Genomic DNA, 18077 nt, shown 5'->3' with positions numbered 1-18077 from the left:
GTGAAGGTTCCGTCCCGGTCTTCGCGGACCGGGACGGAACCTCTTGTTCGCGTGCGGAGCGGCGTCGTCGGCCCGCCCGTCGAGCGACACCGGCCACCGACCGCAACTCCCGGCCCTGCGGACCGTCGTGCTGCAAGCGTGGTCCGTGGCGGACGGGGCTACTTCAGGCCGAAGGCCCGGACCACCGTCTGGCTGACGCTGTTGCCCCGGGAGTCCCGGGCCGTGGTGCGCAGCGTCGCGAAGCGGGCCCTGGACGGGGCGTCCAGCCGGCCCCTCCAGTCGCCGCCGCTGTGGCGCAGGCCGACCGGGTGCCAGGTGGTTGCGTCGTCGTAGGAGACCTCCACGGTGACCGTGCCGATGGTGCCCGCCCCGGTGGCGCGTGCCAGCTGAGACGGGGTGACGGACAGTTCGGTGTGCCGGTGTGCCCGGCCGGACAGGTCGGTCGGCACGCCGTAGTCCAGCTGGATCAGCGGCAGCGGCAGCTGAGTTGTGTAGTCGGTGAAGGCGGAGGTGAACCCCCACTCCGTGTGCGTGCGGGGCGAGTACGGCCGGCCGGGGATCTTCCGGGTGCCGTCCACGACAAGTCGGTACGGCAGCGGATCGGGGGTCACGCCCGAGGCGCCGATGGAATTGCCCTGGCCGAGCAGCTTGTCGCCCTGGTACAGCGAGATGTCCACGGCCGCGTCAACGTCGTAGCTGGCGCCGGTGTGCCCGCGGGCGTCGCCCCAGGCGGGCATGTCGTAGACGGCGAGGATGTCACCGACCCGGGAGGGGGCGGTGACCAGGGCGCTGTCGCTGAGCAGCCGCGGGTGCTGGACCGGCGCGAACCAGGTTTCCTCGGTGGTGCTGCCCGGCCGGTACGAGACCGACGCACCGATCTCGGTGAGGTCCGGAACCGATTCCTCGCTGACCCACCGCACACCGGGCTCGGCGGTGACCCAGGCCGTGTACTTCCCCTGGGCGTCGACCGGGGTGACGGCGACAGACATCGGCCGGCCGGTGTCGACCGACACGTCGTAGCGGATGTCCAGCGCCTGACCGGCCCTGGTGTCGCGGACGTCCTCGTCGATCCGGGCGAGGTCGCCGGGGCCCGGCCGGTAGGTCAGCGCCGCGGGGACAGCTCCGTGATGGTGCTGCACCAGGTCGTAGAGGTACTGGGGGTAGGGGTGGGAGACCGTCCTCAGTGCCGCCGTGCCGCGCTGGATCCGGCGTATGAGCAGCGCACCCTGGTCGGCGTCGAGGGAGGCGACCGGCAGTGCGGCGGCGTCCTCCGGCGGGAGGTCGGCCCAGGCGTCGAGCCGTCCGTAGCCGTCGTTCACGATCAGCAGCAGCCTGGCGCCGGCCTTGGCGGCAGCGGCGGCCTGGTCGGTGGCGGCCACGGTGTCATTGCGGCGCACCACCGCGATCCTGTTCCGCAGGTGGAGCCGGGCGAAGTCCGTGGCGGCGCCGTCGCCGGCGTAGACCGCCCCGTAGACAGCCGTTCCCTGCGGCAGCGGCGGCGAGTAGCTCTGGATCTGCGCGTCGCCGTACGACGTCCCCGCGAAGTCGAGCGTCAGCGGCGGCTGCACCTGGCGCCAGCGGGTGGTGAAGGTGTAGGAGCCCTGGGTCACCTTGGGCGAGGGAGTAGCCCACAGGCTGTCGTAGCGGGCCTCCAGCTGGTAGCTGTCGGTGAAGGGGACCAGCTTGCCGTAGGACCGGTACTGGTCCACCTGCATCGAGCTGTTCGTGGTGCGCTGCGGGGTGCGGGCGCTGACCTTGCGCAGGTCGGCGGCGTCGAACACGACCGTCCGGTCGGTGTCCAGGTCGACCTGGGGTGCGCTGAGGACCGCGCGGCCGAGCGAGTGCGAAGCCTCGATGCCCGGCACATCGGCGTACATCCAGGCGGAGTACGTGCTCGCGGGCAGGCTGAGGTCCAGGTTGCCGGACCCGTCGATCTCGTAGATCTTGGGCATGGTGTTGTGGGCACTGTCCTTCAGCACCAGGGTTCCCGAAAGCCCCCCGCCCTGCCGGTCCTTGGCCTTGATCGTGAGTTCGACCCGTCGGCTCTGCTTGGTGACGCCGACGGGCGTGTGCGTGCGCAGCACACCGTCGGGGCCGGTGGCGGTGAGCACGGCACTGTAACCGGCGTCGTCGGCCGCCGCGTCCAGGTGGCTCATCACCCCCACCGTGCTGGTGCCCCGCGCGGGCACGGTCACCTGAGAGGTCGTCAGCGTGAACAGACCGGCCGGTACACCCGGGGTGTTCAGAGCCAGGTCCAGAGTGACCGGCTGCGACCCGGTGTTGGTGTAGGTCACGTCCTTGCGGACCGTCTGGCCCGCCGGGTAAGGCCAGTGGACGGAGGCGAAGGCGGTCCCGGTGGCGAACACCGTGCCGTTCACTGCGGCGGCGACGTCGAGCCGGCCGCTCCCACCCGCGTACGGGCTGTACTGGGCGGTGGTTTTGGTGGTGCTGACCAAGGCGTCCTTGAGCTGCTGTCCGCTCCAGCCGGGGTGTGCGTGGGCGAGCAGGACGGCGGCACCGGCGACATGAGGCGTCGCCATGGAGGTGCCGCTCATGGTGAGGTAGGAGCCGGTCCCTTCCGGGGAGTACTGCGAGCGGGCCGCGAGCACGTCGACGCCGGGCGCGGTGAGTTCGGGCTTGAGGGCGTTGTCGCCCAGGCGCGGGCCTCGGCTGGAGAAGGAAGCGAGTCGGTCCGAGCTGTCCACCGCGCCGACCGTCAGCGCCGCGTCCGCCGTTCCGGGCGAGTCCAAGCTGTACGGAGCCGGGCCGGAGTTGCCGGCGGCTACGACGAACAGCGCCCCGGTCTCCGCGCTCAGGCTGTCCACTGCCTGGCTCAACGGGTCGGGGCCGTCGGTCGGGTCGGCACCCAGGCTCATGCTGACGATCTTGGCGTGCTGGTCGCGGGCGGCCCACTCCATCCCGGCCACGATCCAGGAGTCCTGTCCGCTGCCGTCGTTGTCGAGCACCTTGCCGATGTGCAGCGAGGCGCCGGGGGCCACACCCTTCTCCTTGCCGCCCGAGGCGGCCCCGGTGCCGGCGATGGTCGAGGCGACATGGGTGCCGTGGCCGTGCCGGTCGGTGACGTCCTCACCGGGCACGAAGCTGGCCGTGGCGGCGATCCGGTCCGTGAAGTCCGGGTGGGCGGCGTCGATGCCCGTGTCCAGGACCGCCACGTCCACGCCCTGGCCGGTGTCCCCGCCCTGCCATACCTGGGGAGCGCCGATCTGCGCCGTGGTGTCGGACAGGGCGGCCTTGGCCTTGCCGTCCAGCCAGACCTTGGCGATCCCGTCCGCCAGGGCGGGGGCGGTCCGGGCGGTACGAGCGGACTCGGACCCGCCGCCGGTGACGGATGCCCAGAAGTCGGCCGCACGGGCATGGCTCTGGGACAGCGCCGCACCGCGGATGCTGCTCAGGGCGAGCGTCTGGTGCGCACCGGCCGGCACAGCCGTCTTGCGCGAGCGCACGGCGGTGTCGGTGTACGTGACGATCAGCGGCAGGTGGTCGCTGTGCACGTCGTCATAGCCGTCCGCGAGGAGCTCGGTGACGTCGAAGAGGCGCTCGTCGAGCACGCCCGACGCGAGGAACGGCAGGGCCGAGTCGGGATACGCATACGTGTCCTTGCCGACCGTCATGACATGGGCAGCCACCGGGCCACCGCCGGGGCCGCGGACGGTCGCGGCGACTTGCCCGTCGCCGGTGTGCGTCACCGTGACCTTGTCACCCGTGATCAGGGTGACCGTATGCGGCCCTCCAGTAGGGGCGTCCGTCGGTGCAGGCAGGACGTCGGCAGCGGTCGGCTTGGCTGCCGACGCGGCGTCAGCCGGTGCGGAAGTCACCGACGTCAGCACAGCGAGCGCGGCACCGAGGACTGCGAGCCCTGGTCGCCGGGAGCGGGGAAGAGGCAACTGAAGGTCCTTCTTTCCAGGCGTCGGCGCATACGAACGTTCCGAACGGCACCGATGCGTGATCATTACCTCCCCGCCCCACCCGGGTCTCCCTGGGTGGGGCGGGCGTTTTCGGGAGGGGGCGCCTCAGTAGGCGCCGGCGCCCTCGCGGCCTACGACGGCCGGGTGCGATCTCTCGGGAGCCCTCCTCCTGAGCGGACACACCAGCATTGCCGCCGGCCTCCGCCACTACGCCCGCGATGTCACCCGACCGCAAGGATCAGCCATGAGCGCGGAACCACTGTTCAACTGACCGCCACCTCGACCGAGTTGTGACACTGTCTGCCCAACATGTTTGTGTAGATCATGTGAACGCGCCCCGACGGGTGGGTCGCTGGGCGGTGCGGGGGCGGAGACGGGTGACGTGATGTCGTGGCTGACAGGCGGTGGTTGTCGCGGTAGGTCGGTTCCCTGAGGTATGCGCAAGGTGGTGGGCTGACCGCGGAACGACGGGCGTTTCACGTGCGAATCCGCATGCAGGCAGCCGAGTTGTCTGCCCAGGGGTACGACAATGCCGCGGTCGCGGTGGCGCACCACGCCGTCACTCCCGGCGACCTCCGCTGCGCGCTGCTCTCCGGCCGCCCGCTGGTCGAGCCGTTCCTGCAGCAGACGCCTGGTCAAGCGCCGAGGCCACGGGAAGGCACTGGTGGCAGTCGCCCGCTCGATGCTCGTCGTCGTCTGGCACCTACTCAGCGATGCCGACGCCCGTTTCCGCGACCTCGGCGCCGACTACCACCTCCGTGTCTGCGTAACCTGCAAGCGAGGGTGAGCATTTCGGGTTACATCACCTGCTTGCGACCCCCGCTGGACAGCCTCGCCGACCTGGCCGACACCGTGGTGGCCGGTGACGCCATGCCTCCCGCGCCGAGGACCTTCTCCTACTCGAGCGGCTTGCCGTCGGCCGAGTCGTCGTGCATCAACTCAGCGATGTCGGTGGGGATGGGAGGGACGGGCTCGCGGCGCACCCCGGTCTCTGGCGACCACACCAGGTTGACTTTCAGGTCCGGGTTGAGATCGGGGTAGTCGGAACGGATGTGACAGCCTCGTGTCTCCCGCCGCTCCAACGCGCACTCGAGTGTCGCTCGAGCGGCGAGAACGGAGGACCTGAGGTTGAAGGCGTACGCAAGGTCCTGGAAGCCGCCGATGTCGACGTGCACGCCCACGTCCACCATTCGGGTCTCGATCTCGTCGAGTTTGGCGAGCCCTGCGGCGAGCCCGGCCTCGTCTCGCACGACGCCGGCGTGCTCCGTCATCAGGTGGCGCACCGACCGTTGCAGCGCGCGGACGTTCTGGTCGCCCTCAGCAGTCAGAAGCCGGTTCACGTCCGCCCGTGCGGCGAGAATCGCTCCTAGCGACCGTTGCTGGCCGGTGAGTTTGGCCGAGTACTCCGTCGCGGCCCGGCCGGCGATCTGACCGTAGACGAGTAGTTCGATCAGCGAGTTTCCCTCCAGCCGGTTCGCGCCGTGCAGACCACTGGCGGCTTCCCCGATCGCGAAGAGCCCGTTGATATCGGTGCTGTGGTCCTCAGGCCGGACCCAGACACCGCCCATGGAGTAGTAGGCAGTCGGTGCGACCTCGATCGGGTCGCGGGTGACATCGACCGTCTGCAGGTCCAACAGGGTCTGGTGCACCCGCGACAGCCGCGCCAGGACCATCTCACGCGGCAGGTGGGACAGGTCGAGCCACACGCCGCCGGCTTGGGTTCCGCGCCCCTCCTTGATCTCGGTGTAGCAGGCCCGCGCGACCCTGTCCCGGCCGGAGCGTTCCATTCGCTCGGGTTCGTAGCGCATCATGAACCGCTCACCGAGGTTGTTGAGCAGGATCCCGCCCTCGCCGCGTGCGGCCTCGCTGAGAAGCGTGCCGGCCGCGTTCTCCGGCTTGATCAGCCCGGACGGGTGGAACTGCACCATTTCGGTGTCACGCAACCGGGCACCGGCCTCGGCGGCGAGGCGGAAGGAGTCACCGGTGTTCTCGTCGCGACGCGAGGACGCCCGCCGCCAGATGCGAGTGTGCCCTCCTGTCGCGAGGATCACGGCGTCGGCATGCACGAGGTAGCGCGAGCCGTCGACGATGTCGAATCCATAGGCACCGAACACCGTCCCGTCGTCGACCAGCAGTCGGGTGACGTACAGGCTCGACAGGACGGGGATGGAGAGCTGGTTCGCGCGTTCGCTGAGCACTCGTTGCATCTCCAGGCCGGTGTGGTCGCCGGCGAACGCGGTGCGTCGGTACGTGTGGGCGCCGAAGTAGCGCTGGGCGATCCGGCCGTCGTCCTGGCGGTCGAAACGCATGCCGTAGCGCTCCAAGTCGTAGATTCCTTGAGCGGCGTTGCGGGTCACCGCCAGCACGGTGCGTGGGTCGGCCAGCAAGCAGCTCTCCTGCAACGTGTCGGCCGCATGCTGCTCCCATGTGTCGGCGGGGTCGGTGGTGGCCAGCGCCGCGTTGACACCACCGGATGCCATGAAGGGGTGGGTGTCGGCAGCCGGGCGTTTGCCCACTGCGATGACCGCGACACCGGCCTCGGCGACTTCGATGGCTGCTCGAAGGCCTGACCTGCCGGTTCCCACCACGAGGACGGACGTGGCGAGTTGGCGCTCGAGCGATGACATGAGACCTCCTGTGACGGCGGACGGACGATAGGCAGTGCTCGACCGGATAGCGGCTCAGTTTGTGACAATCCCTGAGCATTTCTCGGTGTGGAGTCCGTCACAGCCATTGAGATATCGGGCTGTCTGCGTGATGTGTGGCGACTAGTGGCTTTAAGTGTTCACCCTGCCCTGTTTTGTCGCATAAGGAGTCATTCGTCTCGCGCCTTAAGTAGTCCGGCATAGAGGGAGGGAGCCGTCCCAGGTATCGTTTCAGCCATCGTCCCGACAACCGTCCTGGGAGCCGTTCCAGGAGTTCTCTAGGAGCCGCGCTGCATGGTCGCCAGCCCGCTTCCCGACCTGGTTGGCCGGCATCGCGAGTGCGCGGCGCTCGACGACCTGCTGGTCGGCCTGCGTGAAGGTGGGTCCCGAGTACGGGTGATCCGTGGCGAAGCAGGCATCGGGAAGTCGGCGCTGCTGGAGTATGTGGCCGCCCAGGCGTCACGGGTGACGGTGACCCGGGCGCGAGGCATCGAGGCCGACATGGAGTTGCCCTACGCGAGCCTGCACCAGCTGTGTGCGCCGTTCCTGGCCGAGGTCGAAGCGTTGCCGGGACCCCAGCGCGATGCCCTCCGCGTGGCGTTCGGGATGGCGGCCGGAGACCCGCCCGACCGCTTCCTGGTCGGCCTCGCCGTGCTGACTCTGCTCACCCGGGCCTCAGAGACCCGACCGGTGCTCGTCGTGGTCGACGACGCCCAGTGGCTGGACCAGGTGTCCTTGCAGACACTGGAGTTCATGGCTCGGCGACTGCTCGCCGAGGCAGTCGCGATGGTGTTCGCGGTACGCGACCCTGAGGGGCAGGACGCACTCGCCGGTCTGCCGGAGATGCGGATCGGCGGTCTCGATGCCGCCGCGGCCGGAGAACTCCTCGAGGCCGCCGTCGGCGGACGGCTGGAGAAGCGGATCCGGGACCGGTTCGTGGCCGAGATGCAGGGCAACCCACTCGCGCTGCTCGAGTTCTCCCGCGGCCGTAGCGCCGCCGAGCTGGTATACGGCTTGGACTCGAGTTCCCCAAGTGTCCAAGGGACGGTGTCGAGCCGCGTCGAACGGGACTTCGCCAGTCGGCTCGGTTCGCTGCCCGCGCCGACCCGGACGCTGCTGCTGATCGCCGCGGCGGAACCGGTCGGTGACGCGCGCCTGCTGGTCCGCGCAGCCGCCTCGCTGGAGATCACTCCCGATGCCGCACCGGCCAAGGCGGCCGGCCTGATCGAGTTCGGTGAGTCCATTCGGTTTCGACACCCGCTGGTCCGTTCGGCGGTCTACCACCAAGCTGCCCCCGAAGAACGCCGAGCGGTGCACCGGGCGCTGGCCGCGGCCACGGACCCGGTCCTGGATCCCGACCGGCGCGCCTGGCATGCCGCGCAGGCCGTCGACGGGCCGGACGAGGAGGTCGCCGCGGGGCTGGAACAGGCCGCCGGCCGAGCGCGGCAGCGCGGCGGCATGGCCGCCGAGGCGGTACTTCTGGAGCGCGCAGCCGAGGTGACGCCAGACCCCTGGCAGCGGGGGCGCCGAGCTCTCGCGGCTGCCGAGGCGCACTTCTCGGCCGCCTCGCCCGACCGCGCCACGGGGCTGGCGACGCTGGCCGAACTGTGTCCCCTCAGCCCCTTGGACCGCGCCCGCTTGGCGCGCCTGCGTGCCAGGATCCTCTTCGCCCGCAGCCGCAACGACGAGGCGCCACCTCTGCTCCTCGATGCCGCCGCACAGTTTGCCGCCGCCGGGTCGCCACTGGCACGGGAGACCTACCTCGAGGCGATCAGCGCGACCATCTTCGCAGGCCGGGTCCACGGTCCAACAGGCGCCCGCGCCGCGGCGATCGCGGCCCGCGGGTCCGGGGCACCCCCCTCGGGCTCCGAGGCCGCCGACCTGCTCCTGGACGGTGTGGCCACGCTCCTCACAGGCGATTACGAGACCGGTGGAGCGGCGCTGCGCCGCGCGCTGAAGCCTCTTGTGCACGAGGACGTCGACACCCGGGAGGCGACGATGCGTTGGCTTCTCCTGGCCCCGGTCGCACTGGAGGCGTTCATTCACCACGCCTGGGACCTGACCGCGTGGGACATGCTCGCGACTCGTGCGGTGCGCCTGGCTCGTGACATCGGAGCGCTCGGCGCGCTGCCACCGGCGCTGGTCTACGCAGGCGGGGTACACATCCACACCGGCGACTTCGCCGAGGCGGCCCGGATGATGGACGAAGCCGACGCGCTCGCCGCCGCGACGGGCCACGCCCCGCACAAATACGCGACGCTTGTCCTGGCTGGGTGGCGAGGCGACGAGGACGCTGCCATCAGCCTCATCGAAGACGCCAAGGCGACCGCCTCACTACACGGCGAGGTGGGCCTCCTGGGCGTCTCGGGCTACGTCCAAGGCGTGCTGTTCAACGGCCTGGCACGCTACGACCAGGCCCTCGTGGCCGCTCGCTCGGGCATCGAGCACGACGGGTTCAACTTCACCGGCCTGTCGCTGGTCGAACACATCGAGGCCGCGACCCGGTGCGACGAGCTCGACCAGGCCCGCGCCTCGCTTGCCCGGCTCGTCGAACTCACCCGCGCCGCCGATACCGGATGGGCCCGTGGCGTCACCGCACGCAGCCAAGCTCTCCTCACCGACGGTGACGAGGCCGATGATCTGTACCGGATCGCGCTCGAGGAGCTCGGCCGCGACCGCGTGGTCGTGGCCGTGGAGGTGGCACGCACCCACCTGCTGTACGGCGAGTGGCTGCGCCGGAACCGCCGCCGTTCGCTGGCCCGAGAGCACCTTCGCACGGCCTACGAGATGTTCGACGGAATGCGGGCCAACGCGTTCGCCGAGCGAGCTCGCCGCGAGCTGCTCGCCACTGGCGAGCGCGTCCGGGCGCGGGAAACCGAGCCGGCGAGCGCCCTGACCCCACAGGAGTCGCAGATCGCGACTCTCGCCGCCCGCGGTATGACGAACCCGAAGATCGGTGCGGAGCTGTTCATCAGCCCACACACCGTGGAGTGGCACCTGCGGAAGGTGTACACGAAGCTCGGGATCAGCTCACGTCGCGCGCTGCCGGGTGCCCTCGCGATCGCCCCGACCACGGATACCAAGGGCGCGGGCACGGCGTAATCCGGCTGAGAGCCGGTGCGGGGGGAGGGTGCGGGGGGAAACCCCGGGGGTCCCTACGGACTCGACCACGTACTTCCAGGGCGCGGTGAGCGGTGCCGCGGACCGAGGGTGGAGCCATCGCCCTCGATGGGCGCCGTCCACAAAGAGGAGTCCCCGATGTCCGCGCCCAGCCTGGAGATGACAACGCCGGCCGAAGCCCCGGTCGCCCCGTCGGCCGAGGCCGACCTGGACCGCGCCCTCGACATCTTCCTGGCCCATCGGACACGACTGTTCCGCATCGCCTACCAGGTTCTCGGCGACGTCTCGGGAGCCGAAGACGTGGTCCAGGAGATATGGCTGCGCTGGCAGCTCACCCACCGCCCGAGGATCGAGAATCCGGAGGCGTTTCTGACCACGGCCACGACCCGTCTGGCGATCAACGTCATCCAGTCCGCGCGACACCGCCGCGAAACCCCGGCCGAGCCGCAGTTGGCCGACCTGGTCGACCGGGCCTCCCAGGATCCCGTGCTGCGTGCCGAGCAAGCCGTGGCGATCGAGGAGGCCCTGGCCCTGCTCATGGCAAGGCTGACGCCGGATGGGCTGGCCGCCTACGTGCTGCGGAAGGGCTTCGACTTCGCCTATGCCGATCTTGCGGGGTTGCTGCGGATCAGCGTCCCGAACGCACGGGTACTGGTCCACCGCGCGCAGGCCCGCCTCGCGGGTGACCGCGAGCGGCCGGTCCCCGCTGAGTCACACCGTCGCCTCGTCGCCGCGTTCCGGACCGCGGCCGGCACTGGTGACCTCAAAGGCCTCACGCAGTTGCTCGCCCCCAAGGGCCGTGCGCACCGCTTGCCGTCGCTGACCCCTTGATCGTCTCGACCGGGACCGTGTCCGTGTCCGAACACGGAGGACCTTAAAGTTCCCGGCATTGGATCATGGCTTATTGATCGTTTCAGCATGAGGTTCGGAGTCGTCTCAAGCAGATGACGCTGCGGGCGAGTTGGAGTAGGCCGAGGTGGAGATCGACCCGGTTGACGAGGTGCGCGTCGTCCGTTCGTCCCCGTTCCGGTGAGCAAGTTCCCCCTCTGACCGTCAGGTCAGCGTCAGAGGTAAGTCTGGTGCGCGGTCAGCAAGCTTCGCGAGCTCTGTTGCGGCGTATGACGAGGCGGCCGAGGACAAAAATCGCCTTCGCCAGGATCACTGCCAGGACGGTTCCGACGACCCAGTGCCTCCACGGACCAGACACCAGCAGAAGTCCACCCAACCCCAGGTGGACGGCCACGACCAACGCGATGACGGCTATGAGGCCGAGCTTCGCGCCGCGTCGTCGACGGGGCACGGCTTTCTCCGCCGGAGCGAGAGCAGCGGTGGCGGGATCATCGGCGGCTTCGGCCTGTTGCCGGGTCACCTGCAGTGCATCGCGCTCGCTGATCTTCTTCGGCGACGGCGGAGTCGTAGTGGAGTATTCGGTGCTCACGATGAGGAACCTCAACTTCTAAGATGGTTAATGCTTGTCTATGACGACAATGCGGTGCGCTGATCTGTGACAGCCAGATCAGCTGGATCAGCCTGTCAAAGCGGCCCTCACCTGCCCGAACGGCATCACCAGCCCACCCTCGAAACCCACCCTGGTCGACGGACGTCCCCGGCTGTCCGTCCTCTTCCCCCGCAAGGCATGCCGGGGATGCGAGGACCGCGTGAAGTACACCGGCAACGCCGATGGCAAAGGACGCCACATCCTCCTACTGCCCGAGACGGCGGGGCGGATAGCCGGGGTCTCCCCGGTGCTTCTCCCAGAAGAATTCCAGCGGGTGGGCGGCTGGGTGGCGGGCTGCGAAGTCGTGCCAGTCGTGGAAGTCCCGGGCGGCCTCGGCGGCCCCAGGCCGACGGGCGGCGTCGAAGTCCAGGAGCCCTCGGGGGCCGCCGTCGCAGGTGCCGGCGCAACCCGCCCCATTGGACCGAGTCCTACGGTTGGACCGAGTCCGACGGTCCGGGAAGCGGTTGATCTTTGTTCCGGAGTCTGAGGCCTCCGCCCGGCGGGCGTGCGATAAGTTGCCCGCCATGACTGAGCTTGGACCTGTCGCCTGGCCGCCCGCCCCGATCAGAACCGAGCGGCTGGTGCTCCGCGAGTCCGAGGCTCGGGACCGTGCGGCGTTCATCGAGTTGTTCGCCTCACCGGAGGTGCATACCTACCTCGGTGGCCCTCGACCGCGTGGTGAGCTCGAGCGCACGACGCCTGAAATACCTGGGCGGCGCCCTGGCTTTTTCGTGATCGATCTCGACGGAGCGATGATCGGCATGGTCAAGCTCGATCGGCACCACGCGGAGAGTCCGGGGCGCGTCCGTCCGGATGTCGGGGAGGCCGAGCTCGGCTACCTGTTCCTGCCAGAGGCGTGGGGACGCGGGTACGGCGCCGAAGCATGCGCGGCGGCACTCCACTGGTTCGCCGGCGCGCTTCCCGGCAAGCCGGTGGTGCTGCGCACCCAGACCGCCAACGAGCGCTCGATGCGCCTCGCGGCAAAGCTGGGGTTCACCGAGGTGGAGCGGTACGAGGACTATGGCGCCGAGCAGTGGTTCGGCGTGTGGTCCTCGGTCACGCCGTCCGGTTGAGCTCGTGCTCGACAGCGCGGGTCCACGAGGCCACCGATCGGTCGTCGGTCTTCGAGCGGCTGCGACGACGGCTGTTCTGGTTTCCAGCGGCGGGGCAGGACGACGAAGCCCTTGACACCTTCGGGCCGAAAGACGATGCGCAGGGTGAGCCAGACGCGTTCACGGGCCGAGTCGACGAGTTCGCCGGCGTAGCCGCGGTCGGCCCCGACCTGGGTGATCTGCGGCTGGGTCAGACGCAGCCGCCAGAACACATCGCGGGCGGCATCGCGGACCTGGACGTCGGCGGGCGTCACCGTGATCATCACGGGTAGGCCGAGCGTCTCGTCAGCCGCCGTGATCGGCACGGCGGCCGACTTCTTGCGGAGATCCGCATGACGCACCTGGTGCCGACCCGCAGGCCCCTGCCCCGTACGTAGAGCTCGCCTTCGCCCACGTCCTGGCGGTGCACACGAATCGCAACGTCGAAGCCGCCGGTGCTGCCCTCGTCGACAGTGCCCGCCGGCACGAGCCGGGTCATCGCCCACACCATCACCCAGTTCGCCGGGAGCGTCATCCCGCAGGAGGGCAAGGACATCACCGGCGAGCTGGAGGCGATGCGCACCGTCAGGCTGCTGCGGAGTTACCTCTGTCAGATCAGACGGCGATCGGCTTGCGGTAGCGGACGTACTCGTTCTGGCGCCGAAACCCTGCGCTTTCGTAGAGGTCGTAGGATCGGTGCGGATTCGCGGTCCCGGTGTACAACCGGGCGGTCTTCGCACCGTGCTCGCGAAGACATCGCACCCCGTCCAGCAGCAGGGCCCGCCCAAGACCCAGACGCCTTGACTCTGCCCGGACGCTCAGTTCTTCGACTTCGCCCACAGTTGGGTCGTGCCGACGGATGGAGCACAGGGCGACCCCGACCATGCTTTCCCCATCCCAAGCAGCCCGCCAGCAGGTCGGGTCGGCAGTGGCGAGGAAGCTCTCGAACGTCCACCTCTGGGTAAAGGCGGCATCCGCATACGAATCGACGACCGTCATCCAGGCCGCGCGGTAGTTGCTCGGATCGACCGCACCGATTCGGATGCCGGCCGGCAACGGCTCGGGGAGTTGTCGGAGATCGGCCAGTTCCAGCTCTACCAGGCTGAAGACACGCCGGTATCCAGTTTCGAGCAGCAGCGCCGTTGCCTCCTGTTCGGAGGCCATGGCATTCGCGCCGATCACGGCCGTCTGTGCGGTTCCGTGCTGCTGCACGAGCTGGCGGATTCGGGTCTCTGCCCAGTTGAGCATGGCCGAGCCGATGCCGTGGCCGCGGTGCTTGGGCAGCAGGTAGCCGCGGTGCAGGTACAGCCACGTTCCGTCCCGCTCCTGCCACCACCTGATCGTCGAGTAGCCGACGACGCCACCGTTGTGCTCCACCAAGACCTGGTTGTGGGATGGGTCGTCGAGCTCGGCGGAGGCTTCGGCGATCTCGGCTGCCGTCGGGATTCCTTCCACAACCGAGCGGGCGTCGGTCCGATCCCGCCGCGCGCAGCCCAGCCGCACAGTGGCCATCGCGTCATGGTCGTCGTGGCTGCGATACGGCCGGAAGACGTAGCCAGGCAACCGTTCCCACGGTGCAAGGCCGCTGCCACTGTTCACGTCCACATCAAGCCCCCCCGCTACGTCGGATATGCGGTGTCATCGATCACGGAAGCGTAGGCCGTGCTGATCAGACCGCAGAACTCGTTTTCCGCAGCATGACCGTTCGCGGGGACTTGGCGGACGAGGCATGGAACCGGCTGCAGCCGTTGTTGCCGATGGTGCGCCGTCACGTGTCCGGTCGGCGCGCGTGGTGCGCATCGTGCTGCGAATCCCGCACGCGGACCAGATCGTTCGAGCCGCGTTCGGTGAATGCGACGTATCGGGGCGCCGATTCGCCGTGTCCCCGAGGCGACACGGCGAATCGTCAATGCGCACCGGATGCGGTCACGGAGCCGCGCTGGGGCTCCGGCGGGATCCCGGCTGGTGCGCACTCTGCTCGTCCTGCGAGTGCGCACGTGGTGCGCCATCGGCCTCCTGGTGCGCAGCGCGGTGACGTCGACGGGCCCGGCCTTCTTCCGTACGGGCTCCTCCTTCTGCTGGCCGAAGAGGAACAGCTGCTCGGGCAGCGCGCGGCCTGCCGGTGCGCGAAGCCGTCGTACGGGTACGGGTCACGGCTCGCGCGGCGAGCGAGGCGTCGACGATCCACTCGTCCAGGCCCGGCTCGCGCAGGCGGCCGCGCAGTACCAGGGCGAGGTGGCGGCGGGCTTCGGCGAGCAGGTGGCGGCGGTGGAAGAAGCCGTCGCGGTGCATGACCCACGCGATGGCGGCGACGTCGACTGCCGCCAGGCCGACGTCGACCACGGCGGCGGCCCGGGCCCGGATCGCCCGGGCCGCGACGCGGTTCAGGGCGTCGCGGGTCCGCCCCGTCACGACTGGGCCGAACTTCAGGTTCCCTTCGTCGCCCGTGGCGGTGACGTACTCGTGCTCCAGCTCCGCGCGGCAGGTCTCGATCTGGGAGCCCCGCTGCGCGGTCCACGCGATCAGCCCGTGCGGGACGCCGGCGACTTCCATGACCGGGGGGGGCGGCTGGGTGTGATGGTGCACGGCTCGGAGGCCAGCCCCAGCGCCTCGCACATCTCAGCCATGACGAGCTCGTTGTAGAGCGCGGACGCGGCGACCGTGTTCTCGAACAGGACGTCGGAGTGGACCGTGCCGGAGGCCGGCACGAACCGAACGTAGTGGAAGACGACGCCCGGCTCGCCGAGTTGGGGCAGCTCCTCCTCGACCGCCTGGTTGGCCCACGGCAGCAGTACCCCCAACGTGCCGCGCCGCCGGTCTCGGTGCGGCCTCCGGCTCAGCGGGCACGGCGGGTGCCGTAGATGACGCGCGGGACGTGCCCGGTGACGGTGATGTCGGCCGGGGTGCCCACCGGAACAGTAGCGCCGCGCTTGATGATCTGAATCGCGTAGGAGCCCAGGCGGCGGAACCAGGTGCCCTGCTCAGCGACGAAGTAGGCGTGCACGCCGGGGATCGGCGCCCGCGTCGAGCACGCCTTCGCCCGCACGATCGCTGCAGCTACGCTTCCACGGCGCAGCCGATGTTCAGCGAGACCGGGGGAGATCGTGAACCGACCAGTGCTGTTCCTCGACGTGGACGGCCCACTCAACCCCTATGCGGCCAAGCCGGAAAAGCGCCCTGATGGCTACATCACACTCAGAGTGCCCCAGGACAGCGGAACTTCAGACGAACACAGAGGACTCTCGGCCCGGCGGCGCCCCCTGCGGGTCTGGCTCAACCCGGAGCACGGACGATCCCTGCTCCAGCTCGGCTACGAGCTGTGCTGGGCCACCACATGGATGGACGACGCCAACCGGTGGATCGCCCCGGTGCTCGGCCTTCCCGAACTCCCCTTCGTGGACTTCGGCGACGCACTGCTCCAGTACCGGCCCGACGGGGTCCACTGGAAGACCGGTCCCCTGGTGGACTACGCCAACGGCCGTCCCTTCGCCTGGGTGGACGACGAACAGAGCGATCTGGACCAGGCATACGTGACCGCCCACCACCGCGGGCCTGGGCTTCTGCACCACGTCAACCCGCGAATCGGTCTGCGCGAGGACGACTTCCGCGCGCTCGCCGACTTCGCCCGATCCCTGGACACTCCACCAGCCGCCAGCTGAGCACGTCACCAGTGCTTCAGAGTGCGTCGCTGAACTCCGGCGAGGCTCTCTCAAAGATCGCGATCGACCCGGAATCGGCGTCAGAACTGGGCTAGAAAGGTCGGTATGGAACTCACCCAGATACGCCTGATGGTGTCCGACTTCCCGGCCGTCTACCGCTTCTACCGGGACGTGCTCGGGCTCAAGCCGCAGTTCGAGGCCGAGAGCGGCCCGTACGCCAAGCTCAGCCCCGACACCGGACACGCCGCGATCGCGCTGCAGGACCGGGCGCAGATGGCCGGCGTGCTGGGGCGGTTGGGGACGGGGCCGGAGGGATATCGCGCGCTGGTGGTGCTGCGGGTGGACGACCTGGACGCCGCCCACGCCGAGCTCACCTCGCGGGGGGCGAAGTTCACCAGGGACCCGGGCCCGATGAACGAGCGGATACGGGTCGCGTATCTGGAGGACCCGGAAGGGAATCTGATCGAGCTTCAGGAATGGCTGGCGCCGCGCGAGCAGGCTGGTAGCGCACCGGCGTAATAGGTGCAGCGGCGGTGTCCGTGACGAATAGTCAAGACCTGTGGATCGGGGTGCCTGTCATGAATGCCACAGACCCCGGAGTTTCGGTCTGTGGGGGCGTCATCCCTTGACGTTCGGAAGGCCCGGCCTCCGGGGGATGACGCCCCGCCCGGCTCACCAGGTCTTGCCGGCCTGCTCCCGGACCGTCCGGTTGATCCGGTTGAAGAAGTTGGTCATCGCGATCTCCAGGGTGATCGCGCCCAGTTGCTCCTCGCTGAAGTGGTCGGCGGCGGCGTCCCAGATCTCGTCGGTGACGCCCGGTGCGCCGTCCTGGAGCCGGGTGGCGGCCTCGGTCAGGGCGAGGGCAGCCCGCTCCTCCTCGGTGTAGAAGGGCGTCTCGCGCCACGCGACCACGTTGTGCAGCCGCTCGTCTGTCTCACCGGCCTGCTTCGCCGACTGGATCGTGGCGAAGACGCACGGGCTGCAGCCGTTGATCTGGCTGACACGCAGATGGACCAGCGACAGTAGGTGCTTGTCTACGCCCCCGGCGTGAATCGCCTTGTAGAGGTGCTGGATTGCTGTGATCACGTCGAGACTGGCCGGGCTCTTCACACGTGCTTCCATCGGTCTTGCTCCTTCATCGGTGGTTCGTCGGTTACCTGCGCCCCTCCGGGCCCGTCATCACCCGTGACGGAGCAGAGCCGAGGAAGGTAACAACATGTCCGACACCAGCCCGACGGACCTGATGGCCGAGACGTTCGAGGCCCAGCGCGACCGGCTGCACGCGGTCGCCCACCGCATGCTCGGGTCGCACGCCGACGCCGAGGACGTGGTCCAGGAGGCCTGGCTGCGGCTCTCCCGCCAGGACACGGCGACCATCCACAACCTCGCCGGCTGGCTGACCACGGTGGTCGGCCGGATCAGCCTCGATGTCCTGCGATCGCGCCAGGCCCGCCCGGAGGCGCCCTACGACGACGGTCTCTACGGGCTCGTGGTGACGCTCGACGACAGTCCTGCTCCCGAGGACGACGCGGTGCTCGCCGACTCGGTCGGGCTCGCGCTCCTCGTCGTTCTGGAGTCACTCGGGCCGAGCGAGCGGCTGGCGTTCGTACTGCACGACCTGTTCGCGGTCCCGTTCGACGAGATCGGCCAGATCCTCGGCAAGTCCACCGCCGCCACCAAGATGCTCGCCAGCCGCGCCCGCAGGAAGCTGCGGACGATTGAGCGACCGACCGGCGTCGGACGGGAGCAGCGAGAGGTGGTCCAGGCCTTCCTGGCAGCGGCTCGCCGCGGCGACTTCGAGGAGTTGCTGCGGGTACTCGACCCCGAGGTGAGACTGGCCGTCGACACCCCGTCCGGCATGGTCGTCACCCTCGGCGCCACCCAGGTCGCAGCCGGCGCGCAACTGTCCGCCGGCGCAGCCACACAGGGGCGGACGGTGCTCGTCAACGGCCTCCCAGGGCTCATTTCCTGGCGCGAGGACGGCACCCCGCTCTCGGTCCTCGCGTTCACCGTCGTCGACGGCCGGATCACCGACATCACGATCGTGATCGACCCGGCCAAGCTCGCGCTGATGGACCTGCCGGATCCGGCGTGAGTCCCTGCCGAGGCAGTCGCCGCCAAGCTGCCAAGGTCTGTGG

The 18077-nt window shown here is 69.4% G+C and carries 15 protein-coding genes and 2 pseudogenes; 8 read left to right on the top strand and 9 right to left on the bottom strand.

From position 1 onward, the window contains the following. Positions 1-158 precede the first annotated feature (158 nt). The gene (locus OG568_RS58070; protein ID WP_329538031.1) at positions 159-3836 is read right to left on the bottom strand and encodes a S8 family serine peptidase; all 3678 of its coding nucleotides are present in this window, start codon (positions 3834-3836) and stop codon (positions 159-161) included. A gap of 519 nt (positions 3837-4355) precedes the next feature. Between OG568_RS58070 and OG568_RS62015 the strand changes: the two are divergent. After that, positions 4356-4469 (top strand): annotated as a pseudogene (locus OG568_RS62015) (IS630 family transposase); the annotation flags it as partial. Positions 4470-4551: 82 nt separating this feature from the next. Continuing rightward, a pseudogene (locus OG568_RS62010) lies at positions 4552-4686 on the top strand (IS110 family transposase); the annotation flags it as partial. Positions 4687-4822: 136 nt separating this feature from the next. Here OG568_RS62010 and OG568_RS58065 read toward each other — a convergent pair. Continuing rightward, positions 4823-6553: an FAD-binding protein gene (locus tag OG568_RS58065; RefSeq protein WP_329538030.1), complete on the bottom strand. Its 1731-nt coding sequence runs from the start codon at positions 6551-6553 to the stop codon at positions 4823-4825. 312 nt (positions 6554-6865) lie between these two features. On the opposite strand from OG568_RS58065, the gene OG568_RS58060 reads away from it, so the two are divergent. Continuing rightward, positions 6866-9673, top strand: coding sequence for a helix-turn-helix transcriptional regulator (locus OG568_RS58060; RefSeq protein ID WP_329538029.1), 2808 nt, complete (start codon positions 6866-6868; stop codon positions 9671-9673). Between the two features lie 156 nt (positions 9674-9829). Further along, positions 9830-10522, top strand: a complete 693-nt coding sequence (locus tag OG568_RS58055; protein WP_329538028.1) for a sigma factor — start codon at positions 9830-9832, stop codon at positions 10520-10522. A gap of 256 nt (positions 10523-10778) precedes the next feature. On the opposite strand, the gene OG568_RS58050 is transcribed toward OG568_RS58055, so the two are convergent. Continuing rightward, positions 10779-11129 carry a hypothetical protein gene (locus OG568_RS58050; protein ID WP_329538027.1) on the bottom strand — a complete coding sequence of 117 codons (351 nt, stop codon included), beginning with the start codon at positions 11127-11129 and terminating at the stop codon, positions 10779-10781. A 584-nt stretch (positions 11130-11713) separates the two neighbouring features. Between OG568_RS58050 and OG568_RS58045 the strand changes: the two genes are divergently transcribed. Further along, positions 11714-12262 (top strand): GNAT family N-acetyltransferase, encoded by a 549-nt coding sequence (locus tag OG568_RS58045; RefSeq protein WP_329538026.1) that lies wholly within the window; start codon positions 11714-11716, stop codon positions 12260-12262. Here OG568_RS58045 and OG568_RS58040 read toward each other — a convergent pair. The 5 genes from OG568_RS58040 to OG568_RS58020 form a co-directional block, all read right to left on the bottom strand. Then, a complete protein-coding gene (locus OG568_RS58040; RefSeq protein ID WP_329538025.1) occupies positions 12208-12606 on the bottom strand; it encodes a hypothetical protein in 399 nt (132 codons plus the stop codon). The two genes, OG568_RS58045 and OG568_RS58040, sit on opposite strands and share 55 nt — an antisense overlap. A gap of 289 nt (positions 12607-12895) precedes the next feature. After that, positions 12896-13885 carry a GNAT family N-acetyltransferase gene (locus OG568_RS58035; protein ID WP_329538024.1) on the bottom strand — a complete coding sequence of 330 codons (990 nt, stop codon included), beginning with the start codon at positions 13883-13885 and terminating at the stop codon, positions 12896-12898. 321 nt (positions 13886-14206) lie between these two features. Beyond that, positions 14207-14833: a hypothetical protein gene (locus OG568_RS58030; protein WP_329538023.1), complete on the bottom strand. Its 627-nt coding sequence runs from the start codon at positions 14831-14833 to the stop codon at positions 14207-14209. Next, on the bottom strand, positions 14803-15081 hold the full coding sequence (locus tag OG568_RS58025; RefSeq protein ID WP_329538022.1) for a hypothetical protein: 279 nt from the start codon (positions 15079-15081) through the stop codon (positions 14803-14805). Before OG568_RS58025 ends, OG568_RS58030 begins: the two co-directional genes overlap by 31 nt. A 35-nt stretch (positions 15082-15116) precedes the next feature. Further along, the gene (locus tag OG568_RS58020) at positions 15117-15326 is read right to left on the bottom strand and encodes a hypothetical protein (protein ID WP_329538021.1); all 210 of its coding nucleotides are present in this window, start codon (positions 15324-15326) and stop codon (positions 15117-15119) included. Between the two features lie 58 nt (positions 15327-15384). On the opposite strand from OG568_RS58020, the gene OG568_RS58015 reads away from it, so the two are divergent. After that, on the top strand, positions 15385-15939 hold the full coding sequence (locus OG568_RS58015) for a hypothetical protein (RefSeq protein ID WP_329538020.1): 555 nt from the start codon (positions 15385-15387) through the stop codon (positions 15937-15939). A 105-nt stretch (positions 15940-16044) separates the two neighbouring features. Continuing rightward, on the top strand, positions 16045-16458 hold the full coding sequence (locus tag OG568_RS58010; RefSeq protein WP_329538019.1) for a VOC family protein: 414 nt from the start codon (positions 16045-16047) through the stop codon (positions 16456-16458). A gap of 153 nt (positions 16459-16611) precedes the next feature. Here OG568_RS58010 and OG568_RS58005 read toward each other — a convergent pair whose 3' ends face one another. Then, complete coding sequence (locus OG568_RS58005; RefSeq protein WP_329538018.1) at positions 16612-17061, bottom strand: carboxymuconolactone decarboxylase family protein; 450 nt, start codon at positions 17059-17061, stop codon at positions 16612-16614. Positions 17062-17155: 94 nt separating this feature from the next. Between OG568_RS58005 and OG568_RS58000 the strand changes: the two genes are divergently transcribed. Continuing rightward, on the top strand, positions 17156-18034 hold the full coding sequence (locus OG568_RS58000) for a sigma-70 family RNA polymerase sigma factor (RefSeq protein WP_329538017.1): 879 nt from the start codon (positions 17156-17158) through the stop codon (positions 18032-18034). Positions 18035-18077 lie beyond the last annotated feature (43 nt).

The organism is Streptomyces sp. NBC_01450, assembly GCF_036227505.1.
In the GTDB taxonomy this organism is placed as follows: domain Bacteria; phylum Actinomycetota; class Actinomycetes; order Streptomycetales; family Streptomycetaceae; genus Streptomyces.
This window is presented reverse-complemented; position numbering and strand designations above follow the sequence as displayed.